The 20,578-nt window shown below is 61.7% G+C and carries 13 protein-coding genes, 1 other RNA gene, 1 pseudogene and 1 riboswitch; of the genes and pseudogenes, 2 read left to right on the forward strand and 13 right to left on the reverse strand.

Annotated elements, in window-relative coordinates; genetic code table 11:
* The first annotated feature begins 466 nt into the window (after nucleotides 1–466).
* A complete protein-coding gene (locus FG99_RS09395; RefSeq protein ID WP_043268973.1) occupies nucleotides 467–1,246 on the forward strand; it encodes a Hachiman antiphage defense system protein HamA in 780 nt (259 codons plus the stop codon).
* Entirely contained in the window at nucleotides 1,230–4,772 is a 3,543-nt protein-coding gene (locus FG99_RS09400) for a DEAD/DEAH box helicase (protein WP_043268975.1), read from the forward strand. The genes FG99_RS09395 and FG99_RS09400 overlap by 17 nt, the downstream gene beginning before the upstream one ends.
* 228 nt (nucleotides 4,773–5,000) lie before the next feature.
* Here the strand turns inward: FG99_RS09400 and FG99_RS32040 are convergent, their stop codons facing one another.
* From FG99_RS32040 to FG99_RS09445, 13 genes and pseudogenes are all read right to left on the reverse strand, one after another.
* On the reverse strand, nucleotides 5,001–6,473 hold the full coding sequence (locus tag FG99_RS32040; protein WP_156060058.1) for a hypothetical protein: 1,473 nt from the start codon (nucleotides 6,471–6,473) through the stop codon (nucleotides 5,001–5,003).
* A 2-nt stretch (nucleotides 6,474–6,475) separates the two neighbouring features.
* Nucleotides 6,476–7,570 (reverse strand): nucleoid-associated protein, encoded by a 1,095-nt coding sequence (locus FG99_RS31255; protein WP_081884601.1) that lies wholly within the window; start codon nucleotides 7,568–7,570, stop codon nucleotides 6,476–6,478.
* A 95-nt stretch (nucleotides 7,571–7,665) separates the two neighbouring features.
* Nucleotides 7,666–7,906 (reverse strand): annotated as a pseudogene (locus tag FG99_RS32805) (integrase); the annotation flags it as partial.
* Between the two features lie 52 nt (nucleotides 7,907–7,958).
* Entirely contained in the window at nucleotides 7,959–9,215 is a 1,257-nt protein-coding gene (locus FG99_RS09405; protein ID WP_043268977.1) for an integrase domain-containing protein, read from the reverse strand.
* Between the two features lie 185 nt (nucleotides 9,216–9,400).
* Nucleotides 9,401–9,756, reverse strand: a transfer-messenger RNA (tmRNA) gene (ssrA, locus tag FG99_RS31265).
* Between the two features lie 73 nt (nucleotides 9,757–9,829).
* Nucleotides 9,830–10,507, reverse strand: coding sequence for a type 1 glutamine amidotransferase domain-containing protein (locus tag FG99_RS09410; protein WP_043268979.1), 678 nt, complete (start codon nucleotides 10,505–10,507; stop codon nucleotides 9,830–9,832).
* Nucleotides 10,508–10,611: 104 nt separating this feature from the next.
* Nucleotides 10,612–11,622, reverse strand: a complete 1,011-nt coding sequence (locus tag FG99_RS09415) for a sodium:calcium antiporter (protein ID WP_043268980.1) — start codon at nucleotides 11,620–11,622, stop codon at nucleotides 10,612–10,614.
* Between the two features lie 64 nt (nucleotides 11,623–11,686).
* A riboswitch (yybP-ykoY riboswitch) is annotated at nucleotides 11,687–11,855 on the reverse strand.
* Nucleotides 11,856–11,967: 112 nt separating this feature from the next.
* Nucleotides 11,968–12,219, reverse strand: coding sequence for a hypothetical protein (locus tag FG99_RS09420; RefSeq protein ID WP_043268982.1), 252 nt, complete (start codon nucleotides 12,217–12,219; stop codon nucleotides 11,968–11,970).
* A 92-nt stretch (nucleotides 12,220–12,311) separates the two neighbouring features.
* Nucleotides 12,312–13,697, reverse strand: a complete 1,386-nt coding sequence (locus FG99_RS09425) for a sensor histidine kinase (RefSeq protein ID WP_043268984.1) — start codon at nucleotides 13,695–13,697, stop codon at nucleotides 12,312–12,314.
* The gene (locus FG99_RS09430) at nucleotides 13,694–14,368 is read right to left on the reverse strand and encodes a response regulator (protein WP_043268986.1); all 675 of its coding nucleotides are present in this window, start codon (nucleotides 14,366–14,368) and stop codon (nucleotides 13,694–13,696) included. The genes FG99_RS09425 and FG99_RS09430 overlap by 4 nt, the downstream gene beginning before the upstream one ends.
* Before the next feature lie 241 nt (nucleotides 14,369–14,609).
* The gene (locus tag FG99_RS09435) at nucleotides 14,610–17,441 is read right to left on the reverse strand and encodes an FAD-binding and (Fe-S)-binding domain-containing protein (RefSeq protein ID WP_043268988.1); all 2,832 of its coding nucleotides are present in this window, start codon (nucleotides 17,439–17,441) and stop codon (nucleotides 14,610–14,612) included.
* A 134-nt stretch (nucleotides 17,442–17,575) separates the two neighbouring features.
* A complete protein-coding gene (lldD, locus tag FG99_RS09440; RefSeq protein WP_009613082.1) occupies nucleotides 17,576–18,721 on the reverse strand; it encodes an FMN-dependent L-lactate dehydrogenase LldD in 1,146 nt (381 codons plus the stop codon).
* Nucleotides 18,722–18,791: 70 nt separating this feature from the next.
* A complete protein-coding gene (locus tag FG99_RS09445) occupies nucleotides 18,792–20,468 on the reverse strand; it encodes a lactate permease LctP family transporter (protein WP_009613081.1) in 1,677 nt (558 codons plus the stop codon).
* Nucleotides 20,469–20,578 lie beyond the last annotated feature (110 nt).

A 20,578-nucleotide genomic window follows, 5' to 3' on the forward strand; every position in this document is an offset into this window, starting at 1 on the left:
GGACACTGCAATGACATGGCTGGAGAGCCTCCATGATGGGTATGTCAAAGCAGTGATGTAGGACTGAAATTATTTCGAGTCGACTTTCTGGTGGAGCTATAGAGTGCTCTCTCCACCTTTAGCATCCGGGGTGTTCAGGAGAGCAAGTGCCAGATAATCGAATGCCTGAAGGCCCACCCGTAGACGTTGTGGAGCTGCATCTTTTCTATGGCAATATCGAGCAAAAAAAGCGGCGTGGCACCGTGCCTGCTCTGTCAATAGTAGGGGCTTCACCGATGACGGTCTCGCTCCCTTCGGGAAAGGCAAGTGCGTGATCTGCATGGACGGCCACAATCTCTCCGAGATGCTTGAGCAACAAATACCCCCTTGCGCTGGTTCGTAAGCGCAAGGTTCGCCGTACCACTGACACTGGATTACCATTCGCTCTCGTCCGAGATCTTTTTTATCACTGACTGGGAGGAGGAGCGTGGCGCAGTTCAACGATTGGTGCGATTCGGTCGATCAGCCGGTAGGGAGTCACTTCCGTCGAGTGATGACCGGCCAGCCCGCCAACCTTCCCACAGGGATCGAGGTAACGGCAGCCATCGTGCCGGGGCATTATGCTTCAGAGGAGCACGTCGCTCGTGCGCTCGCCCGTCTCGGCAAACCTGCAGCGGCTGCACTTATCCAAGGCAAGTTGCCGAACACCAAAGCGATCCGATCCGGCGATCTGGGTGAGATCTATGCGACGGAATGGATCGATGCGTGTAGCGGTGGCTATCGCGCGCCGATCAAACGCTTGCGCTGGAAGGACCATCGCAATATGGCGATGCGCGGAGATGATGTCATCGGTATTCGCCAAGACGCCCGTACCCAGCAGCTTCATTTTCTGAAGACCGAAGCCAAGAGCCGAGCCAAACTCACCGCCCAGGTCCTTGCCGAAGCTCGGGCCGGCTTGGATAAGGATGGAGGCCTACCCTCAGCTCACGCGTTGACCTTCATCTCAGAACGCCTGCTCGAGCTGAACGAATTGCCCCTCGCCGACGCAATCGATGACGCGCTGCTCAAGCACGGCATACCTATACAGAACGTACAGCACCTGCTCTTCACCTTTTCAGGCAATGCGCCGGAAGCCCTGTTAACTGCCGCTCTCCAGACCTATACCGGCACCATTATTCAATGGGGGATTGGCCTGCACGTGAATGGCCATCCCGCCTTCATCGCCGCGGTCTATGATCGAGTGATTGCCAATGTCAACAACGCCTGAAGCAATTGCTGCCGACATTTTAGATGCGGCGACCGCCGGATTTCGTGGCCGCCTAATAGCGCGCGGACAGGCGCGCGCGATCATTTGGCGTGATGGTGAACTCCCGCCGGACGCGCCCGCGTTTGCGCAGCAGCTAAGCTACGATCTACATTCGTACGGATATGCGCTACTCGGGCTTGGCCTTCGCCTGCGCGAATTCGGAGGTGATCCTGCACAAGCCCGTATCGCATTCGAGCAGGCTGGCACTGCTCTTGAGGCGGTCATTGCCAAGGGAAATCGCCAGGAAGTCGATCGTGATTTCCACTTCATCATGGCGGCGGCGAGCTATCATCTCGCGCACCTCTCCGCTCGTGCATACTCACTTCTGGCGATTGTCGAAGCAGACGAAAATTTCTCGCTTACAGAACGCGTGCTCGCTCTTTTAATGCGGCGAAACCTTAACGCGCTTCGCTCCGGCGTCCTCAACTATCGGGCCTCTGAGCAAGGCAGCGACATCCGCATCGCTGCCGAAATCAAGGAGAATTTAGATCAAGGGGAGGCTGCGGAGGGCCTCGCTGACGGTGGAAACGACTTCCTTTACAACGGGCTCGACACCGCACTGACCGATGCCTTCATGGCAGCCATGTCTATATTCCTCCTCGCGCTAGAGCGCGGCGAGCGATCGCTACTCGACCAGGCGCTGGAACGGCTTCGGAAAAGCCTCGCCATTTGCAGTGAGCTGAACATGCTGCCGCAGTGGTGGGGCCACCGAGTTGCGATTCACCTCCTCACGGACTTCTGGTCGAATACCTTCCACGAGAAAGTACCGCTCCAACCCGTTGGAGGCGAGGCAGCGGACTGGCCGCGCCTTCGTGAGCTATTCATTGCGCTATTACAACGGCGCCCTAAAGCCGAGGTCGATTTGTGGCCTTCTCAAATCGAGGCGGCGGCTCGCGCGGCAGATCAAACTGATGATCTCGTAGTTTCGTTACCCACTAGCGCCGGCAAGACGCGCATTGCCGAATTGTGCATCTTGCGCTGTTTAGCCAGCGGCAGGCGCGTAGCATTCATCACACCGCTGCGCGCGCTATCGGCCCAGACCGAAACTACCCTGCAGAGGACTTTTGGTCCGCTCGGTAAGACGATTTCGACGCTTTACGGCAGCATTGGGGTAAGCGGTTTCGATGAGGACACGATTCGAGAACGCGACATCGTCGTTGCGACGCCGGAGAAGCTCGACTTTGCGCTACGCAGTGATCCCTCTCTTCTCAATGACGTCGGTCTGCTCGTCTTTGACGAAGGGCACATGATCGGGCCCAACGAGCGCGAGGTTCGCTACGAAGTACAGATTCAACGACTGCTTCGCCGACCAGATGCGCATGAGCGGCGAATCGTCTGTTTATCGGCCATCCTGCCTGATGGTGACCAGCTCGATGACTTCGCCGGATGGCTGCGCCGGGATCATCCGGGTGGCCTAATCAAACATGACTGGCGACCCACACGGCTACGGTTCGGTGAAGTTACCTGGTCTTCCGCTACGTCCACAGCGCGCCTCGATCTGCGCATTGGTGATGAACGCCCGTGGGTTCAACGATTTCTCACGGGAGTAGTACCACCTAACTGGGTGTCGCCGAAACGTCGTCGAACCAAACTATTCCCGTGCGATCAGCGCGAGATGTGTATCGCGACTGCATGGCGACTTGTCGAGGATGGGCAAACTGTCCTGATCTTCTGCCCTGAGCGGCGCAGCGTTGAGCCTTATGCGGATGTAATCGTCGATCTCCATGAGCGCGGTGCACTTCGCTCCCTGCTTGAAGCTGGCCCCGCCGCTCTCAGCGTCGCTATCGCACTCGGTGAGGAATGGCTGGGACCGGACAGCGCCATTCTCAAATGCCTTCGCCTCGGCGTAGCGTTGCACCACGGAGCGTTACCAACCGCCTATCGCAAGGAGGTGGAGCGGCTACTGCGCGACAACATCCTAAAGGTCACCGTCTCGTCGCCAACGTTGGCGCAAGGCCTTAACCTGTCAGCCACGGCCGTCGTCATGCATTCTCTCCATCGCGCCGGCGAAAGGATTGAAGTTTCTGAGTTCAAGAATGTGGTCGGGCGTGCTGGGCGGGCCTATGTCGACGTCGAGGGAGTTGTGCTTTTCCCCATTTTCGACAGCATCGCAAAGAAGCGACGTAACTGGGTAGAATTGATCAGCGATCTCGGTGCGCGTGATATGGAGAGCGGCCTGGTTCAGCTTGTCGGAGCGCTGCTGTCTCGTATGCATGCCCATATCGGCGGCGATCTAAATCAGCTCATTGAATATGTCGTCAACAACGCCGTAGCGTGGGCCTTCCCCGATGTCGCGAACGAGCAGCCTGCGGACCGCGAAGTCGCCTTGGCCAAGTGGGAGCGTCACGTCGCAACGCTCGATACCGCCATCCTCAGCCTCATGGGAGAAAATGATATCCCCGACGACGGTATCGAGGTGGCACTGGACAATATTCTCCAGTCTTCTCTCTGGCACCGTCGTTTGCTTCGGCAGAGCGAACCTGTGCAGCAGGTACTCAAAGCTACTCTGGTTTCACGCACCCGGCACATCTGGAACAAGTCAACGGCGGAGCAGCGCCGTGGATATTTCCTGGCGGGTGTCGGACTGGAAACAGGGCATGCGTTAGACGCCATTGCAGCGGAGGCAAACCTCCTGCTCGTTCAGGCGAATTATTGCATGCTCGACGCCGACGCCGACGCCGACGCCGACGCCGACGCCGAGGGGGCGATCACCGCAATCACACGTATCGCCGAACTCGTCTTTGCCTTCAATCCCTTCACGCCCGACCCCATGCCGACAAATTGGCGCGACATCCTGCGCACTTGGCTTCTTGGCCAGCCTCTTGCTGCTATTGCCGCCGGGCAGGAGTCGGAGACGCTGCAGTTTATTGAGGGGGGAGTTGTATATCGCCTGCCCTGGGCGATGGAGGCTATCCGAGTTCGTGCTGTCGCCAATGGCGATACCGTCTACGACGTCCTGCTCGACGACTTCGAACTTGGTTTGGCTGTACCCGCCGTTGAAACCGGGACGCTGAACCGTTCGGCCTCGATTCTCATCCAAGCAGGCTTCAACTCGAGGCTAGCTGCTATCAAAGCTGTTGCTGACACAGACGCGACGTTCCGAACGGGACATGAGCTTAGACAATGGCTTAATTCGGCAGCCATTGCCGCGTGGAGCGCTCAGAACGATTGGCCAACCGCCGAAACGAAGGCGATGTGGACCGAGTTTGTGCAGAGTCTCACTCCGCGGGAGAACCGTACCTGGACACATCGCCACTACCAAGCAAACGTGCAATGGTTTGGCGCGCCACCCCATCCGGGCACCCCTGTCCATATTCACGATTGGGTTGGTCAACCACTTGTGCTTGCGGCCGACGGTGCACCGCTCGGTACGGTCCAGGCCGTGCTGAATATCGCACGAACTGGACTTGCGCGCGCTCAGGTCGCCCGGGATGTCAGCAAAATCGATGTTGTCTATTTAGGACCAGACGACCTGTCCGGTGCATGACAGCTTGGCTGTCGACTTCGGAAACTCTGACCATCGCGCCGATCGCATTTCTTCATGCACTGAAGGGGATCCCGCTGTGTACGGCAAGATTTGAGTCGATCACTTCCATTAATCATCGGGAGATATCTACTTTGCTGGTAGCCACCGGCCGTGGTTAGTGTTCCGATTGGGTTAGAGCTGACTTCCATGGTGCGATGGAAGGACACCAATTTGAAGGGGGTAAGGGGCTTAGCTTCTCTCCAGCACTCCAAATAGACTGAGCGTAAGTTCTGCATTCCAGCATGCTAATGCCATTAAAATGTAGGTTGAAACGATGACGCCGCATGAAATCCAGAAGTTGACTTTTACGGGAAATAAAGAGTTGTCAATCATGCTTTGAAGCTCGTCTGCTGACATGTGAGATCTGACAATCTTTTTCCAGTCGGTGAAGAGCCTTGTGGATATGAGGCTTACTGAAATTGCGCCCCAGACTCTCAATAGCATGGCTATGGCAAGATATACAGAAAACGATTTGAAGAGTATTACAGCTTCGGGGCTTCTGAGTGCATCTTCGGCAATAAATCTTCGTGAAACCACGCCGGCAGTTAATACAAAGGCAAGCGCTAGAATGTCAGCAAGAAGGCTTCCTGCAAAATTATTGCTTGTGGATACGAATTTGTCGACGACTCCAGATAGGTCTTTCTGGATGTCAGAGAGTTCTTTGGTATAGTCTTTTTTTCTATCGAGTACGACATACTTGTATCGTGACCTGGCTTCGGTGAAAGCTGCAGGTATTAGTCTTACGGCATCTATTAGGGAGCTGCCTTCCTTGATGTCTAGGCTGAGCCGATCAATGACAAGTAATATCCGTGTTTCCTCGTCGCTTTCCGCATAGCACCATTCTACGCAATTTATGAGGGTTTCTTTTTCGGTGGGCTTTAATGCTTTTAGCTCTTTGTTTTGTGCGGATATCTCAAGTTTTCTTTTTCCTTTTAATATGACTTTTTCCCAGTTGTAAAATTCTTGACATAAAGAAATTAGTGCGTACGTGGAAAAAGCATTGTCAAAATAGGATGCAATTTCAGGATTGACTCTTCCCCAGGATAGAAGAAATTTCTCGGGGGAGGTCGTAAAAGTATTGTTGGAGACGAAGTGAACCTGCTTTAGTATTTTTTCTGGTTGGGGAAGTTTTGTAGATGAAAGCCACTCTGCTGGTAGAGGTTGAGTAAAATCTTTTGTGGGGATAATGGCTGTTCTAGGTCCGCCAAATGGTGCTTCCAATCCATGGATAAATATTTTTAGCGGGCGCTCGGCTTTGAATGCAGATTCAAGCTCTCCGCCTAGCAAGCCGGAAACATTGGGAAGCCAAGTTTTTGTGAAGTAATCCAAGCTAAGGAATAGTAATGACTCTAGGTCGACACTAGTAACTAGTGCCGCCTGAAGAAGCTTGCTTTTATCGGTTAAATTTATTGTCCACTCAGAGGCTTCTGATGTGGAGAAGTCAATTTCATCCCAGGATTCGTCAAAATCATCCACTTTAAGTCTAATTGCCTCTAGATTTTCAGTGGTGATCAGCATTGCAAGTGACTGTAGGAGTTCGCGAGTTTTTTTCGTGATCTTTCCACTGCAGTTAACAGCAAAAGAGTTCTCGGAATATTGTGAGTCAGGGCTTTTTCCAAGGCTCGTAATTATGGCGCAGGTGTGATAGAGATCTAGAGCCATTTCTATTCTCGCTCGTCAATCGTGCTGGCCTTAATAGTGATTATGAATGACCCGTCGGCTTGTTTCTTTTTGTCCAAGATATTGGGGTTGCGTTCGCCTTCCCAAATTACTTTGATGCCAGCATCAGTAATCCACTCGCCCTTTCTGTCTTTTTTTGGGATGGATCCAGATTTTGGAGAGAAAACAATTCCTCCCAGCCCAGTCTCGTCCATGTAACTGTCGAAGCTGGAAGACATTTTCTCTGCTTCCGCCGCATCGGAGTGGCGACAGATTTGGTTTTTGATTTCTTCGAACGATAGCTCAGCTTCAGAGTATGCATCAAGCAAGCTAATTACAGAGTGTCGGATGTCTGCCGGGGTTTTTCCGCCAAGATCTCCATCATACTGCTTCGCCCATTTGTGGCATGCTACAACCACTTGCTTCGTAATTGCAGAGTCATTCTGTTTAAGGCGGACGCCTAAGAATCGTTTAAAGTAGTCGGTTATTGCATCCTCGGTGTCGAGAACTGCTCCTGACTTTTTTCTTTCAACTGCGAGAACGTCCCATGAGAAGGTGTTGTCAAGCTGTATTAGAGCACGCTTTTGAACAGAGGCGGCCTGCTCGGAAAGGGCCTCTATAATCTCTTCTAAGCGAACTTTTGTGGATTGGTTGGCGTCCCGTTGTTGTCTAAGTACTGTTGAGTAATCAAGCTTTATTAGCGCAATAAGTGATTGTCGTTGTGTGTTTGCGCTGATTGTTACTCTGGCAATAATTAGTACGCCGTCGGCGGTTTTCCCGGAGTGTTGATTGAGGAAAAGTCGGGCTATTTCTTTCGACTGATCAATAAAGTCGGCGCTTGGATTTATAATTATAGAGTTGCATGCGGCAACAAGGTGGGAGTTTTCCTTGTCGATGAAATTGTACTGGGTTCCTCGGCCAGTCTCGGCGATTATCTTCTTGAAGAAGTTTCGCTGCGACTCGCTAGAAAGAACTACTTCATCAAGGTAGTCGGGCTCATCTTCGCTTGATTTCAGGATATGGTAGATGAAGTCTTCAACCACCAATTCATTTCGTTGAGCCTCTGTCAGTACACTATTTCTACTTCTCACTTTGGACATCCTTTCCTTTCATGCGTTTTTGACTACAAGCTGTCTGAAGCCGCTTGGTATTGCGTTTTTACTGAACGAGCCCCACTACCGCATTATCAGAGATGCTATTGGTTATCTTTCTTCCAGTCATCCAGAATGTCGGCCCAATGTTGCATCATCTTCGCTCTGTCGGCTAGGTACTCGGCATGGTTGTAGGTGCGGCGAACGGCGTTCTACTCGGTATGTGCCAGTTGTCTTTCGATCCAGTCGATTTCATTGAGCCTGGTACTCCCTGTTGTCCGTGTGGCATACGGGCTGTACTTGCCCCCAGCCTAGGGCATTGAGCATCTGGCGGAATGAGGAAGCTTCATCAGTCAGTCCTTCAGTACCGCGAAAAACCTGCTTTTAATCTGATTGCTCAACGAAGCGACACGACTTTTCTGTCCAGGTTCTCCTTGATGGCTGACATCGAAAGGTTGCCGGTAGCTGATTCCTGAATGTGTTCACTCCACCACGCCATCATCGGACGTCTGCGCTCGATATAGTCCGCCCGGTTGTAGGCGCTGCGAACCTCGTCCTTGTCTACGTGAGCCAGCGCCACCTCGATCAGTTCAGGATCCCAGCCATGCTCGTTGAGGATGGTGCTCGCCATCGAGCGCATGCCGTGGCTGACCAGGCGCCCTTCGAAACCCATGCGTTTGAGTGCCATGTTGGCGGTCTGGCTGTTGCAGTGGGTGCGAGGGTTCCGGTCTGCGGGGAACACGTATTCCCTGTGCCCACTGTAGGGTTTGATCGCTTCTAGGAGCGCGAGCGCCTGCTCTGTGAGCGGGACAATGTGCGTACGGCGTTTCTTCATGCGTTCTGCAGGGATCGTCCAGATCTTCTTCTCGATATCGATGTCCACCCAGCGGGTGGTCGCTGCCTCGGCTGGCCGGGTCATAGTGTGAAGCTGCCATTCGATCAGGCAGCGGGTCGTTCTTTTGATGCTGGCATTGGCGATCGCCACCATGAGCTCTTTCAGCTCATCGGGGGGGAGCGCCGCCATGTTCTTCTTCTTTGGTTTCTTGAAGACGGAGCGGATCCCGCTGAGCGGGTTCGCGTGAATCAGTCCCGAGTTGACCCCGTAGGTCATGATCTCGTTGAGCCGCTGCGTCAGCCGTTTAACGGTCTCAAGGCTGCCCTTGGTTTCGAGCGGTCGGAGCAGGTTGATGACTTTGGGGGCATTGATGGCGGAAATCGGCGTGCTGCCCAAATCCGGGAAGATGTGCAGCGTGAGGGAGCGCCAGATGTCCTCGGCGTAGGCCTGTGTCACCGCATCCTTTTTCAGCTCATACCAGGACGTCGCTACGTTCTGGAGTGTGTGCTCGGTTGCCGCTTTCTTGGCCTGCTGCACGGCGTCCCGTTTCTCTTTGGGGTCGATGCCGTGGGCGAGAAGTTCACGTGCCTCAACGGTGCGCTTGCGAGCTTGAGCCAAAGAAACTTCGGGGAAGGTTCCGAGGCCCATGTTGATCCGGTTCTTCGTCACCGGGTGCCGGTAGTTGAAGTTCCAGAGCTTGGAGCCATTGCTTCTCACTCGCATCTGTAGGCCGTCACCATCGCTCAGGACATAGTCCTTCTCCTGAGGTTTGGCGGCTTTGACCTTGAGATCAGATAGGCGGGTAGCTTGGGCGCACATGGGGTATTCCAGGGACGGTTTCGGTATTCCAAAAATTACCAGTGGATGGCTTGGAATACCACTTGGAATACCGAATCTCATAGATCCTGCTGGACGCTATCAGATCGTGATGATGCTGGAGGCCCCGTATTTACTAGGTTTCAGGCACAAAAAAAGACGTCCGAGGACGTCTTTAGATGGTTATTTGGTGGAGCCGGGGGGATTTGAACCCCCGTCCGCCAGCTCTCCGCTATCGGTTCTACATGCTTAGCCATCTCTACTGAGTTAACTCCGCGCGGCCCGAGTGGCAGGGCGCTTGGAGCGAGCTGTATGAGTTTTAGCCGTTACGTCTACAGCGAACTTGGCGGCGATCCTGTTCTATCTGACAGACCTAATCTTCGGGTTTACAGGCATCCCCTAGGGTCTGCTGGCGCCCTTAGGCGGCCAGAGCGTAGTTGTCGTCGTTGGCAACTATGAATTGTGGCAGCGGATTTACGAGAACTGTCACCTACTCGGCATGCCCCTCAAGTTTTGTTACCGGCGTCGAATCCTAATCGGCCCCAGAACCTTTGAAGGTCCCGGCCAGTGTACGGCAAAGCCCCCGGCGAGTCCACCGGGGGCTCTGCAAGCCCCTGTCAGGCCAGGAGTTTCAGCACGGCGGCGGCCACCGCTTCGCTCGATGCGGGGTTTTGCCCGGTGATCAGTAGGCGGTCCACTTCCACGTGGCTCTGCCAGTCGTCGGCCTTGGCGTAGCGGCCGCCCTTGGCCTTGAGTTCGCTCTGCACCAGGAAGGGCACCACGTTGGTCAGGCCCACGGCTTCTTCCTCGCTGTTGGAGAAGCCGGTGACGTGGCGGCCCTCGACCAGCGGCTTGCCGTCGCCGTTCTTCACGTGGCGCAGCACGCCGGGGGCGTGGCAGACGGCGGCGACCGGCTTGCCGGCGCTGGCGAAGGATTCGATCAGGGCGATGGAGTACCTGTCCTCGGCCAGGTCCCACAGGGGGCCGTGGCCTCCGGGGTAGAACACGGCGTCGTAGTCGGCTTCGTTCACCTCGGCCAGCTTGCGCGTGCTGGCCAGGGCGGCCTGGGCTTCGGGGTCCTTGCGGAAGCGCTCGGTGGCCGGCGTCTGGGCGTCGGGCTCGTCGCTTTTCGGGTCCAGCGGCGGCTGGCCGCCCTTGGGCGAGGCGAGCGTCAGTTCGGCGCCGGCGTCCTTGAACACGTAGTAGGGCGCGGCGAACTCCTCCAGCCAGAAGCCGGTTTTCTTGCCGGTGTCGCCCAGTTGGTCGTGGGATGTGAGCACTACCAGGATCTTCATGGCCTCTCCTTGCATGCAGCGGTGTGTCGGCAGGCGCCGGCCGGGCGCCTGGCGGAACCGTCAGTTTAGGCGCTGCGCCGTGGCTTGCACGGCGGCGCCGGCATTCAGCGGCCGAGGGTGATGGCCAGGTAGGCGACGTAGAGCGCGCCGTTGCCCAGCAGCACCCAGACGGCGATGCCATTGTGGCGGGCGTTGAGGCGCAGCCAGAGCGCCGCGCCGAGGGTCACCAGCACCCCGGTGAGCACTTCGATGCGCGGCTGCCAGGGCGTCAGCAGGATGCCGATGGCCGGCAGCAGGGTGCCCTGGAAGACCATGGCGCCGGTGATGTTGCCGAAGGCCAGGGTGTCCTTGCCGCGGCGCACCCAGAGGATGCTGTTGACCTTCTCCGGCAGCTCGGTGGCGATGGGGATGATCAGCAGCGAGAGCAGCAGGGCGGAGATGCCGAGCAGGTCGGACAGGCCCTCCACGCCGTGGATGAAGCCCTTGGCGCCGAGCACCAGCAGGGCCAGGCCCAGCACCAGTTGCAGGAGGATGGTGAAGGCGTTGGTCGGCACGCCCAGGCGCGACAGCCACATGGGGTTTTCCGCCGCGGTGCCGTGGCCGTCTTCCACCAGGTCGCGGGAGGCGCGCAGGGTGAGGGTGATGTAGCCGACGTAGGTGAGCACCAGCAGCAGGCTCAGGCCGATGCGGTAGCTGTGCAGTTGCGAGGGCACGAACATCGCCACCGTGGCCAGGCAGAAGGCCAGGAGGAAGAAGTTGAGGTCGCGCAGCAGGCCGCTGCGCTCGGGCACCAGGCGCCCGCGCAGGCCACGGCCGCGGAGGACGAAGCAGGCCATCAGGCAGGTGGACAGGGTGGAGAGCATCAGCGGCGCGCCGAGGATGGCGCCCACGCCCACTTCTTCGTTGAGCGAGACGTTGCTGGTGCCGGCCACCAGCGCCAGCAGCGGCACCAGGGTTTCCGGCAGGGCGGTGCCGATGGCGGCGAACAGCGAGCCGGTGACGCCTTCGGAGATGCCCAGGCGCTCGCCCAGGTGTTCCAGGGCGTTGGTGAAGAGTTCGGCGGCGATCAGGATCAGCAACAGCATGCCGAGCAGTTCGAGGACGAAGGTCAGCATGGCGCGCGCTCCTCGCGGATGGAGGGCGATTCGGGACGGAGGCGGTGCATCACGGTGGAACTCCCGGCCGGTGTAGTACCCATGACCATGCGCCTCCCCGGCCGTTGCGGAGGTTGCATGGTCAAAGGTCTTGCCAGGCTTTGCGCTGGCCACGCCATGGCCTGCCGGCCAAGGATGTTGACGTGGTCCCCGCCGGTGTTCCGGGCGGGCGGCTACTCCCCAATGACGCCGGGCATTCTAGCGGATTGCCCGGCGCGCTCAAGGGGTTGTTTCCTCATGTGTCGATTGCCGCGGCCCGGGGCCGCCGCGTTTCCCCGCTCGCGGCGGCGCCCGCCGGGCGTCGGTTCAGCTGCTGGACGAGGCTTTCAGCAGCTTGAGGGCCTTCTCGGTCATGGCCACGCAGGCCTGGGTATTGCCCTGTTCCTGGGCCTGGGCGGCCTTTTCCTGGAGCCGCATGGCCTGCTCCTGCACGCTGTCGCTGCGGTTGGTGCTCTGCATGCTCTCGTCGATTCTCTGCAGGTTGTCGCTGCAGCGGTCGGCGGCGAACACCGGCGACGCGAGCAGCGCGGCACTGATGAACAGGATGGTGGTTTTCATGATGCTGTACCTGTACGGCTGAACATGTCACAGGCGGCGACTCGCCAGGCGAGCGGGGCCTGCACGGTGGACTGCGCCGCAGGTGCCGGGGTTCAGGAAAGTTGCGCGGACGGCAGTTCCACCCGCACGCCCAGGCCGCGCCCGTCCAGGCCGGGGTGCAGGCTGATGTGGCCCTGGTGGATTTCCACCACGCGCTTGACGATGGGCAGCCCCAGGCCGCTGCCGCCGGTGCCGGAGGCGACGCCGGGGCTGCGGTAGAAGCGGGTGAAGATGGCGGCCTGCTCGGCGGCGGCCACGCCGGGGCCGGAGTCCAGCACCCACAGCTGCACCTTGCTGCCCTCGGTGCCCAGGCGCACTTCCACGCGGCCGCCCTCGGGGGTGTAGCGCAGGGCGTTGCTCACCAGATTGCCGAGCATGATGCCCAGCCACACCGGCACGCCCATGACCACGGCGCCCTGGCTCTCCAGAGTCAGCTCGATGCCCTTGTCGATGGCCTGGGGCGCCAGGTCGGCGATGGTTTCCTCGCTGAGCTGGCCGAGGTCGACGGGGGTGAAGGTCTCGTGCAGTTCCTCGTTGTCCAGGCGCGCCAGCAGGAGGATCTGCTCCATCAGCGTGCCGATGCGCTCGATGCTGCGGCTGACCTGCTGCAGGCCGTGGGCGAGCACCGCCGGGTCGGAGGAGCGCAGCGCCACCTGGGCGTGGGTGCGCAGGCTGGCCAGGGGGGTGCGGATTTCGTGGGCGGCGTCGCTGGTCAGGCGGCGCTCGGCTTCCATGGCGGTGCCCAGGCGTTCGAGCAGCAGGTTGAGTTCGTTGACCAGGCTGTGCACTTCCACCGGCGCGCGGTTGAGCGCCAGCGGCTGCAGGCTGCGCGCGCTGCGCTGGTGCAGTTGCGCGGTGAGGCTGCGCAGCGGCGCCAGGCCGTTGTTGACGCCGAACCACACCAGCAGGGCCAGCAGCGGCAGGGCCAGCAGCAGCGGGAAGAGGGCGCTGAGCAGCAGCAGGTGCAGGGTGTGGCTGCGGTGGTGGAGGTTTTCCACCACCCAGATGCGCGCGTTTTCGTCGCGGGTGCTCAGTTGCAGGATGCGCCAGGTGATGCCGTCGTGCCTGATTTCGGAGAAGCCGGTCTCCAGGGCTTCCAGGCCCGTGGGCAGGCCGGGCGTGGCGAACAGCGGCTGGCCCTGGTACCAGAGGCTGTAGCCCAGGGCGGATTCGCGCTTGATCAGCGGCAGGCCCTCGATGGCCTTGCGGCTGCGGGCGATCAGCTCGCCCTGGCCGCCGGCGACGTCCACCAGGCGCAGGGCGGCCTCGCCGAAGTCGATCATGTCTTCGTCGTAGAGCCGGTCCACCTGGCGCGAGGCGAGGTGGTAGGTGAGGGTGCCGGCCAGCAGCCAGCACAGCGTCACGCCGCCGATCAGCAGCAGCAGCAGGCGCCGGCTCAGCGAGCCGGCGCGGCGCGTGCGGCCGGGCGTGGCGCTCAAGGCGCGTCCTTGGCCGGGCGGTCGATGCCGTAGCCGATGCCGCGCACGGTGCGGATCAGCTCGTTGCCCAGCTTGCGCCGCAGGTGGTGGACGTGGACTTCGATGGCGTTGCTTTCCAGCTCGCCGTCCCAGCCGTACAGGGCTTCCACCAGGCGGGTGCGCGAGAGCACCTTGCCGCGCTGTTCCAGCAGCAGGCGCAGCAGGGCGTATTCGCGCGGGGCCAGTTCCACCGGCTCGCCGCCCAGGCTGACCTGGTGGGTGGCCGGGTCCAGGCGCAGCTCCCCGTGTTCCAGCAGCGGCTGGGCGCGGCCGGTGTGGCGGCGGGTGAGGGCGCGCACGCGGGCCAGCAGTTCGTCGAGGTCGAAGGGCTTGCTCAGGTAGTCGTCGGCGCCGGCGTCCAGGCCGGCCACGCGGTCGGCCACCTTGTCGCGGGCGGTGAGGATCAGCACCGGGGTCATGTCGCCGCGCTTGCGCAGGCCGCGCAGCACTTCCATGCCGTCGCGGCGCGGCAGGCCGAGGTCGAGCACCAGCAGGTCGAACTCGTCGGTGGCCAGGGCCTGGTCGGCGGCCACGCCGTCGGTCACCCAGTCCACGGTGTCGCCTTCCAGGCCCAGCCCGGCGCGGATGCCGTCGCCCAGCAGCGGGTCGTCTTCAGCCAGCAGGATTCTCATCTTCGCCCCCATTCGCATGCTGTCGCCGAGCAGGATAGCCGCAGCGGCGGTTTCGCGGCAGAGGCTGGCAGGGCTCGCTTAACGTGGGGTTAAGGCTGGCGCTTTTCGTAGGATGGGTTGAGCTTGCGAAACCCATGCGGTGGTGGTGATGGGTATCGCTTCGCTCAACCCATCCTACGGGGAGCTCGCCGGGTGGTTGCGTGCCGGGGCAACGGCGGATGACCGCGAACGGTTATTCGCCCTACGGTGCGTCGATCCGTTGCGCCTGCGCGCGGGGGCGGGTTACCCGGTCCACCAGGTAGACCACGCCGTGGTAGTCGATGCCGCTGTGGGCGCTCAGGCCGATTTCGCAGGTGCGGCTGGTGGAGATGCCTTCTTCGCAGTACTGCACCGCGTCTTTCAGGCTGCGTAGCGAGTGGGCGTTGAGCTCCGGGGTGGTGAAGCCCTTGTCGCCGGCGAAGCCGCAGCAGTGGATGCCTTCGGGGATCACCACTTCGTTCGCGCAGCGGCGCACCAGGTCGATCAGCGCCTGGCTTTCGCCCAGGTGCTGGGTGCTGCAGGTGACGTGCACCGCCACCGGCTTGTCCAGCGGCTGGAAGTCCAGGCGTTCGACGAGGAAGGTGCGGATGAACTTCACCGGGTCGTAGATCCGCAGTCGGTTGTCGGCCAGGTCCTGGATCAGGCGCAGGGTGCAGGGGCTGGTGTCGCAGTAGATCGGGTCGAGCCCGCCGCGGCTGGCCTGCAGCAGCGCGGCCAGCAGTTCGTCGCGCTTGTCGTCGGCCTGCTGCTTGTAGCCCTTGGAGGCGAACGGCTGGCCGCAGCAGAGGTTGTCGGCGTTGTCCGGGAACACCACCTGGTAGCCGGCCTTTTCCAGCAACTGGCGGGTCTTGTCGATCAGCGGCACCTGTTCCTCGTCGCCGGCTGCCGGGCCCATGGCGCGGGACACGCAGGCGGTGAGGTAGACCACCCGCGGCTTGTCGGTGGCGTCGCTGGCCGCCGGCAGGCTGAAGCGCACCGGCTGCGGCATGGCCGGCGTCCACTGCGGCACGCGGCCCTTGCTGGCGTGGCTGATGGAGGCGCTGAGGCTGGCCAGGCGCGGCGCGCCGAGCAGCCTGCGCGCGCCGTTGGCGGCATGCAGCATGAAGCGCGTGCCTTTCATCGCCGTGGCGAAGTTGCGCGCCAGCCAGGTGGCGGTGCCGGCGTGGTGGGCCTGCTCGCCGCGCAGTTTCTTCACCAGCTCGCCAGTGTTGATGTTCACCGGGCAACGCTGGGCGCACAGGCCGGTGGCGGCGCAGGTGTCGATGCCCTGGTACTGGTAGTCGCGCTCCAGTTGCGTGGTGTCGACGCCGCTGCGGCGCTTGGCCTGGATGTCGCGCCACATGACGATGCGCTGGCGCGGGCTCAAGGTCAGGCCCTTGGACGGGCACACCGGTTCGCAGAAGCCGCACTCGATGCACTTGTCGACGATCTCGTCGGCGGCCGGCAGCGGCTTGAGGTTCTTCAGGTGCAGCTGCGGGTCGTCGGTGAGGATGACGCCGGGGTTGAGGATGCCCTTGGGGTCGAGCAGGCGCTTGAGCTGCCACATCAGCTGGTAGGCGTCGTGGCCCCATTCCAGCTCGACGAAGGGCGCCATGTTGCGCCCGGTGCCGTGCTCGGCCTTCAGCGAGCCGCCGTATTCCACCGCCACCAGGTGCGCCACGTCGTCCATGAAGGCCGAGTAGCGCGCCACCTGCTCGGGCGAGTCGAAGCCCTGGGTGAAGACGAAGTGTAGGTTGCCCTCCAGCGCGTGGCCGAACAGGATCGCCTCGTCGTAGCCGTGCTTGTCGAACAGCTCGATCAGGCGGTTGACGCCCTCGGCCAGCTGTTCGACGGGGAAGGTGACGTCTTCGATGATCACCGTGGTGCCGGTCTCGCGCACCGCGCCCACCGCCGGGAAGGTGTCCTTGCGGATGCGCCAGAGCTGGTTGTAGACGAGCGGGTCTTCGCTGAAATCGACCTGCTTCTCCACCGGGAATTCGGCGATGGAGGCCATGATCTGCGCGAGCTGTTCGTGCAGCAGCGTCTGCGTCGCCGCGCGGGATTCGATGAGCAGCGCGCAGGCGCCGGCGGACAGGCTCTTCACCCACACCGGCATGCCCTGCATGTTCTCCACCGAGCGCAGGCTGCGGCGGTCCAGCAGTTCCACGGCGGACACCGGCTGCTGCTTGAGCACCGGCACGGCCTTGCAGCAGGTTTCCACGTCGGGGAAGACGATCAGCGCGCTGGCCTTGTGCGGGTGGTCCGGCACGGTGTCGTAGGTCACTGCGCTGATGAAGCCCAGGGTGCCTTCGGAGCCGACCATCAGGTGGGTGAGGATGTCCAGCGGCTGGTCGTAGTCCACCAGGGCGTTGAGCGAGAAGCCGGTGGTGTTCTTCAGACGGTACTTGTGGCGGATCTTCGCCGCCAGCTCGGTGTTGGCGCGGGTCTGCCGGCCCAGTTCGGCCAGTTGTTCCAGCAGCTCGCCGTGGCTGGCCTGGAAGGCCTCGATGCTGGCTGCGTCCTCGCTGTCCAGCAGGGTGCCGTCGGCCAGCACCAGGCGCAGGCCGGCCAGGGTGTTGTAGCTGTTCTGCGCGGTGCCGCAGCACATGCCGCTGGCGTTGTTGGCGACGATGCCGCCGATCTTGCAGGCGTTGATCGAGGCCGGGTCCGGGCCGATCTTGCGGCCGAAGGGCGCCAGCCAGGCGTTGGCTTGGGCGCCGATGACGCCGGGTTGCAGGCGGATCTGCCCGCCGCCGGCGCGGATGTCGCGGCCGTTCCAGTTGTCGCCCAGCACCAGCAGCACCGAGTCGCTGACCGCCTGGCCGGAAAGGCTGGTGCCGGCGGCGCGGAAGGTCACCGCCACCTGCTGGGCGTGGGCGGCGCGCAGCAGGGTGCGCACCTCGTCTTCGCTCTCCACGCGGATGACCAGCTTGGGGATCAGCCGGTAGAAGCTGGCGTCGGTGCCGAAGGCCAGGGTCGAGAGCGGGTCGTCGAAGCGGCGCTCGCGGGGGATCAGGTGTTCTACCGTGTCGAGGAACGCGGCGGGCAGGCTCATGGCGGCTCCAGTCATCATCGGTGAGCGTGGACCGCTGGACGGCCCATCGGTGTTCTTTTGGTTTTGCAGGAGCGAGCTGGCTCGCGAACCCGGCGGGCTCGGAGCCGGGCAAGCTCGCTCCTACAGGGGCGCCTTCAGGCGCCGAGTTCGCGCACCAGCGAATCGCGGGTGATTTCGCCGATCGACTTGGCGCCGGTGAGCACCATGGCCACGCGCATTTCCTTCTCGATCAGCTCCAGCAGGTTGCGCACGCCGGCCTCGCCGTCCACCGCCAGGGCGTAGAGGAAGGCGCGGCCGAGCAGCACGCTATCGGCGCCCAGGGCGATCATGCGCACCACGTCCAGGCCGTTGCGGATGCCGGAGTCGGCGAGGATGGTCAAATCGCCCTTCACCGCGTCGGCGATGGCCGGCAGGGCGCGGGCGCTGGATAGCACGCCGTCGAGCTGGCGGCCGCCGTGGTTGGAGACGACGATGCCGTCGGCGCCGAATTTCACCGCGTCCTTGGCGTCCTCGGGGTCGAGGATGCCCTTGATCACCATCGGGCCTTCCCAGAAATCGCGGATCCACTCCAGGTCCTTCCAGGAAATCGACGGGTCGAAGTTGGCGCCCAGCCAGCCGATGTAGTCGGCCAGGCCCGTGGGGTTGCCGCGATACTTGGAGATGTTGCCCAGGTCATGCGGGCGGCCCAGCAGGCCCACGTCCAGCGCCCACTGCGGGTGGGTCATGGCCTGCCACATGCGCCGCAGCGGGGCGTTCGGGCCGCTCATGCCGGAGTGCGCGTCGCGGTAGCGGGCGCCGGGCACCGGCATGTCCACGGTGAACACCAGGGTCGAGCAGCCGGCGGCCTTGGCCCGCTCCAGGGCGTTCTTCATGAAGCCGCGGTCCTTCAGCACGTAGAGCTGGAACCACATGGGCCGGTCGATGGCCGGCGCCACTTCCTCGATCGGGCACACCGAGACGGTCGACAGGGTGAAGGGCACGCCCTTGGAGGCCGCGGCGCGCGCCGCCTGCACTTCGCCGCGGCGGGCGTACATGCCGGTCAGGCCGACCGGGGCCAGGGCCACCGGCATCGCCAGGGTCTCGTTGAACAGTTTGGTTTCCAGGCTCAGCTCGGACATGTTCTTCAGCACGCGCTGGCGCAGGGCGATGTCCGACAGGTCCGCCACGTTGCGGCGCAGGGTGTGCTCGGCGTAGGCGCCGCCGTCGGCGTAGTGGAACAGGAAGGGCGGAATCTTGCGTTGGGCCGCGGCGCGGTAGTCGGTGGAGGCGGAAATGATCATCTGGCAGGGCACCGGTTGGGGTGGACGGTGAAGGCCGGGCCCCGTAGCGCTGGGGCCCGGCAGGTACAGCTTAGTGAACGAGCATGCCGGTGAAGACATAGGCCTGCAGCAGGGTGATCACGCCGATCACCGCGGCGAACAGCAGGCTGTGCTTCAGGGTGAAGCGGAACAGGTCGGATTCCTTGCCGACCATGCCGGTGGCGGCGCAGGCCACGGCGATGGATTGCGGCGAGATCATCTTGCCGGTCACGCCGCCGGTGGTGTTGGCGGCCACCAGCAGGGTGTCGTTGACGCCGATCTGGTGCGCGGTGGTGCCCTGCAGGGCGCCGAACAGCGCGTTGGACGAGGTGTCCGAACCGGTCAGGAACACGCCCAGCCAGCCGAGGAACGGCGAGAAGAACGGGAAGGCCGCGCCGGTGCCGGCCAGGACCAGGGCCAGGGTGGTGGACATGCCGGAGAAGTTGGTGACGAAGGCGAAGGCCAGCACCATGCCGATGGACAGCACCGGCCACTTCAGCTCGACCAGGGTTTCCTTGAAGGTGGTCAGACCAGTTTTCGCGGCGATGCGCAGGATGAACATCGAGACGATCGCGGAGATCAGGATCGCGGTGCCGGTGGCGGCCAGCGGGTCGAACTTGAACACGGCCGGCAGCGCGGTGGCGGCGGCAGCGATCGGCGGGCCCTTGAATACCAGTTGGTCCAGGCCCGGGATCGGGAAGTTGAACACCAGGCTGTAGAGCGCGCCGCCGGGCAGGAACATGGCCTTGAACGGCTTCAGCGTCCAGATGGTGACCAGTACGGTGAGCACCAGGAACGGCGACCAGGCCTTGATGATCTCGCCGGTGCTGTAGGGCGAGGGTTCGGAGCGCGGCGCGTTGCCGCCGCCGACCACGGCTGCGCCGCCGGAGACGCCAACCACTTCGACGGCGTTGGCCGGTTGCCAGACTTTCAGGAACAGGGTCAGGCACACCAGGCTGATCAGCGCGGAGGTGATGTCCGGCAGTTCCGGGCCGATGAAGTTGGAGGTGAAGTACTGGCTGACGGCGAAGCTGCCGCCGGCGACCAGGGCGGCCGGCCAGGTTTCCTTCACGCCCTTGAGGCCGTCCATCATGAACACCAGCCAGAACGGCACCAGCAGCGACAGCAGCGGCAGCTGGCGGCCGGCCATGGCGCCGATCTTGAAGGCGTCGATGCCCGAGACCTGGCCGGCGACGATGATCGGAATGCCCAGGGCGCCGAAGGCCACCGGCGCGGTGTTGGCGATCAGGCACAGGCCGGCGGCGTACAGCGGGTTGAAGCCCAGGCCGACGAGCAGGGCGGCGGTGATCGCCACCGGCGCGCCGAAGCCGGCCGCGCCTTCCAGGAAGGCGCCGAAGGAGAAGCCGATCAGCAGCACCTGCAGGCGTTGGTCGGAGGTGATCGACAGGACCGAGCTGCGGATGATCTCGAACTGCCCGCTCTTGACCGTCAGTTTGTACAGGAACACCGCCGCGACGATGATCCAGGCGATCGGCCAGAGGCCGTAGAGGAAGCCGTAGAACGCGGCGCCCAGGGCCTTGCCGACCGGCATGCCGTAGGCGGCGATGGCGACGACGATGGAGAGGATCAGGGTGATGGTGCCGGCGACGTGGCCCTTGAGGCGGAACACGGCCAGCGCCAGGAAGAAGAAGACGATCGGGATCACGGCGACCAGCGCGGACAGGCCGAGGCTGCCGAGCGGGGTATAGATCTGCTGCCAGGTTTGCATGCTGTTTTGGCTCCTAATTGTTTTTTGATTGGAGTCTAGTCTTGCGCCGTGTCGTGGGTTTGGCGCCGCCCCGGGCGGGGTTGGCGGCAGGCGGACGACCGTCTCGGCGG

The organism is Pseudomonas sp. AAC, assembly GCF_000725445.1.
Lineage (GTDB): Bacteria > Pseudomonadota > Gammaproteobacteria > Pseudomonadales > Pseudomonadaceae > Pseudomonas > Pseudomonas citronellolis.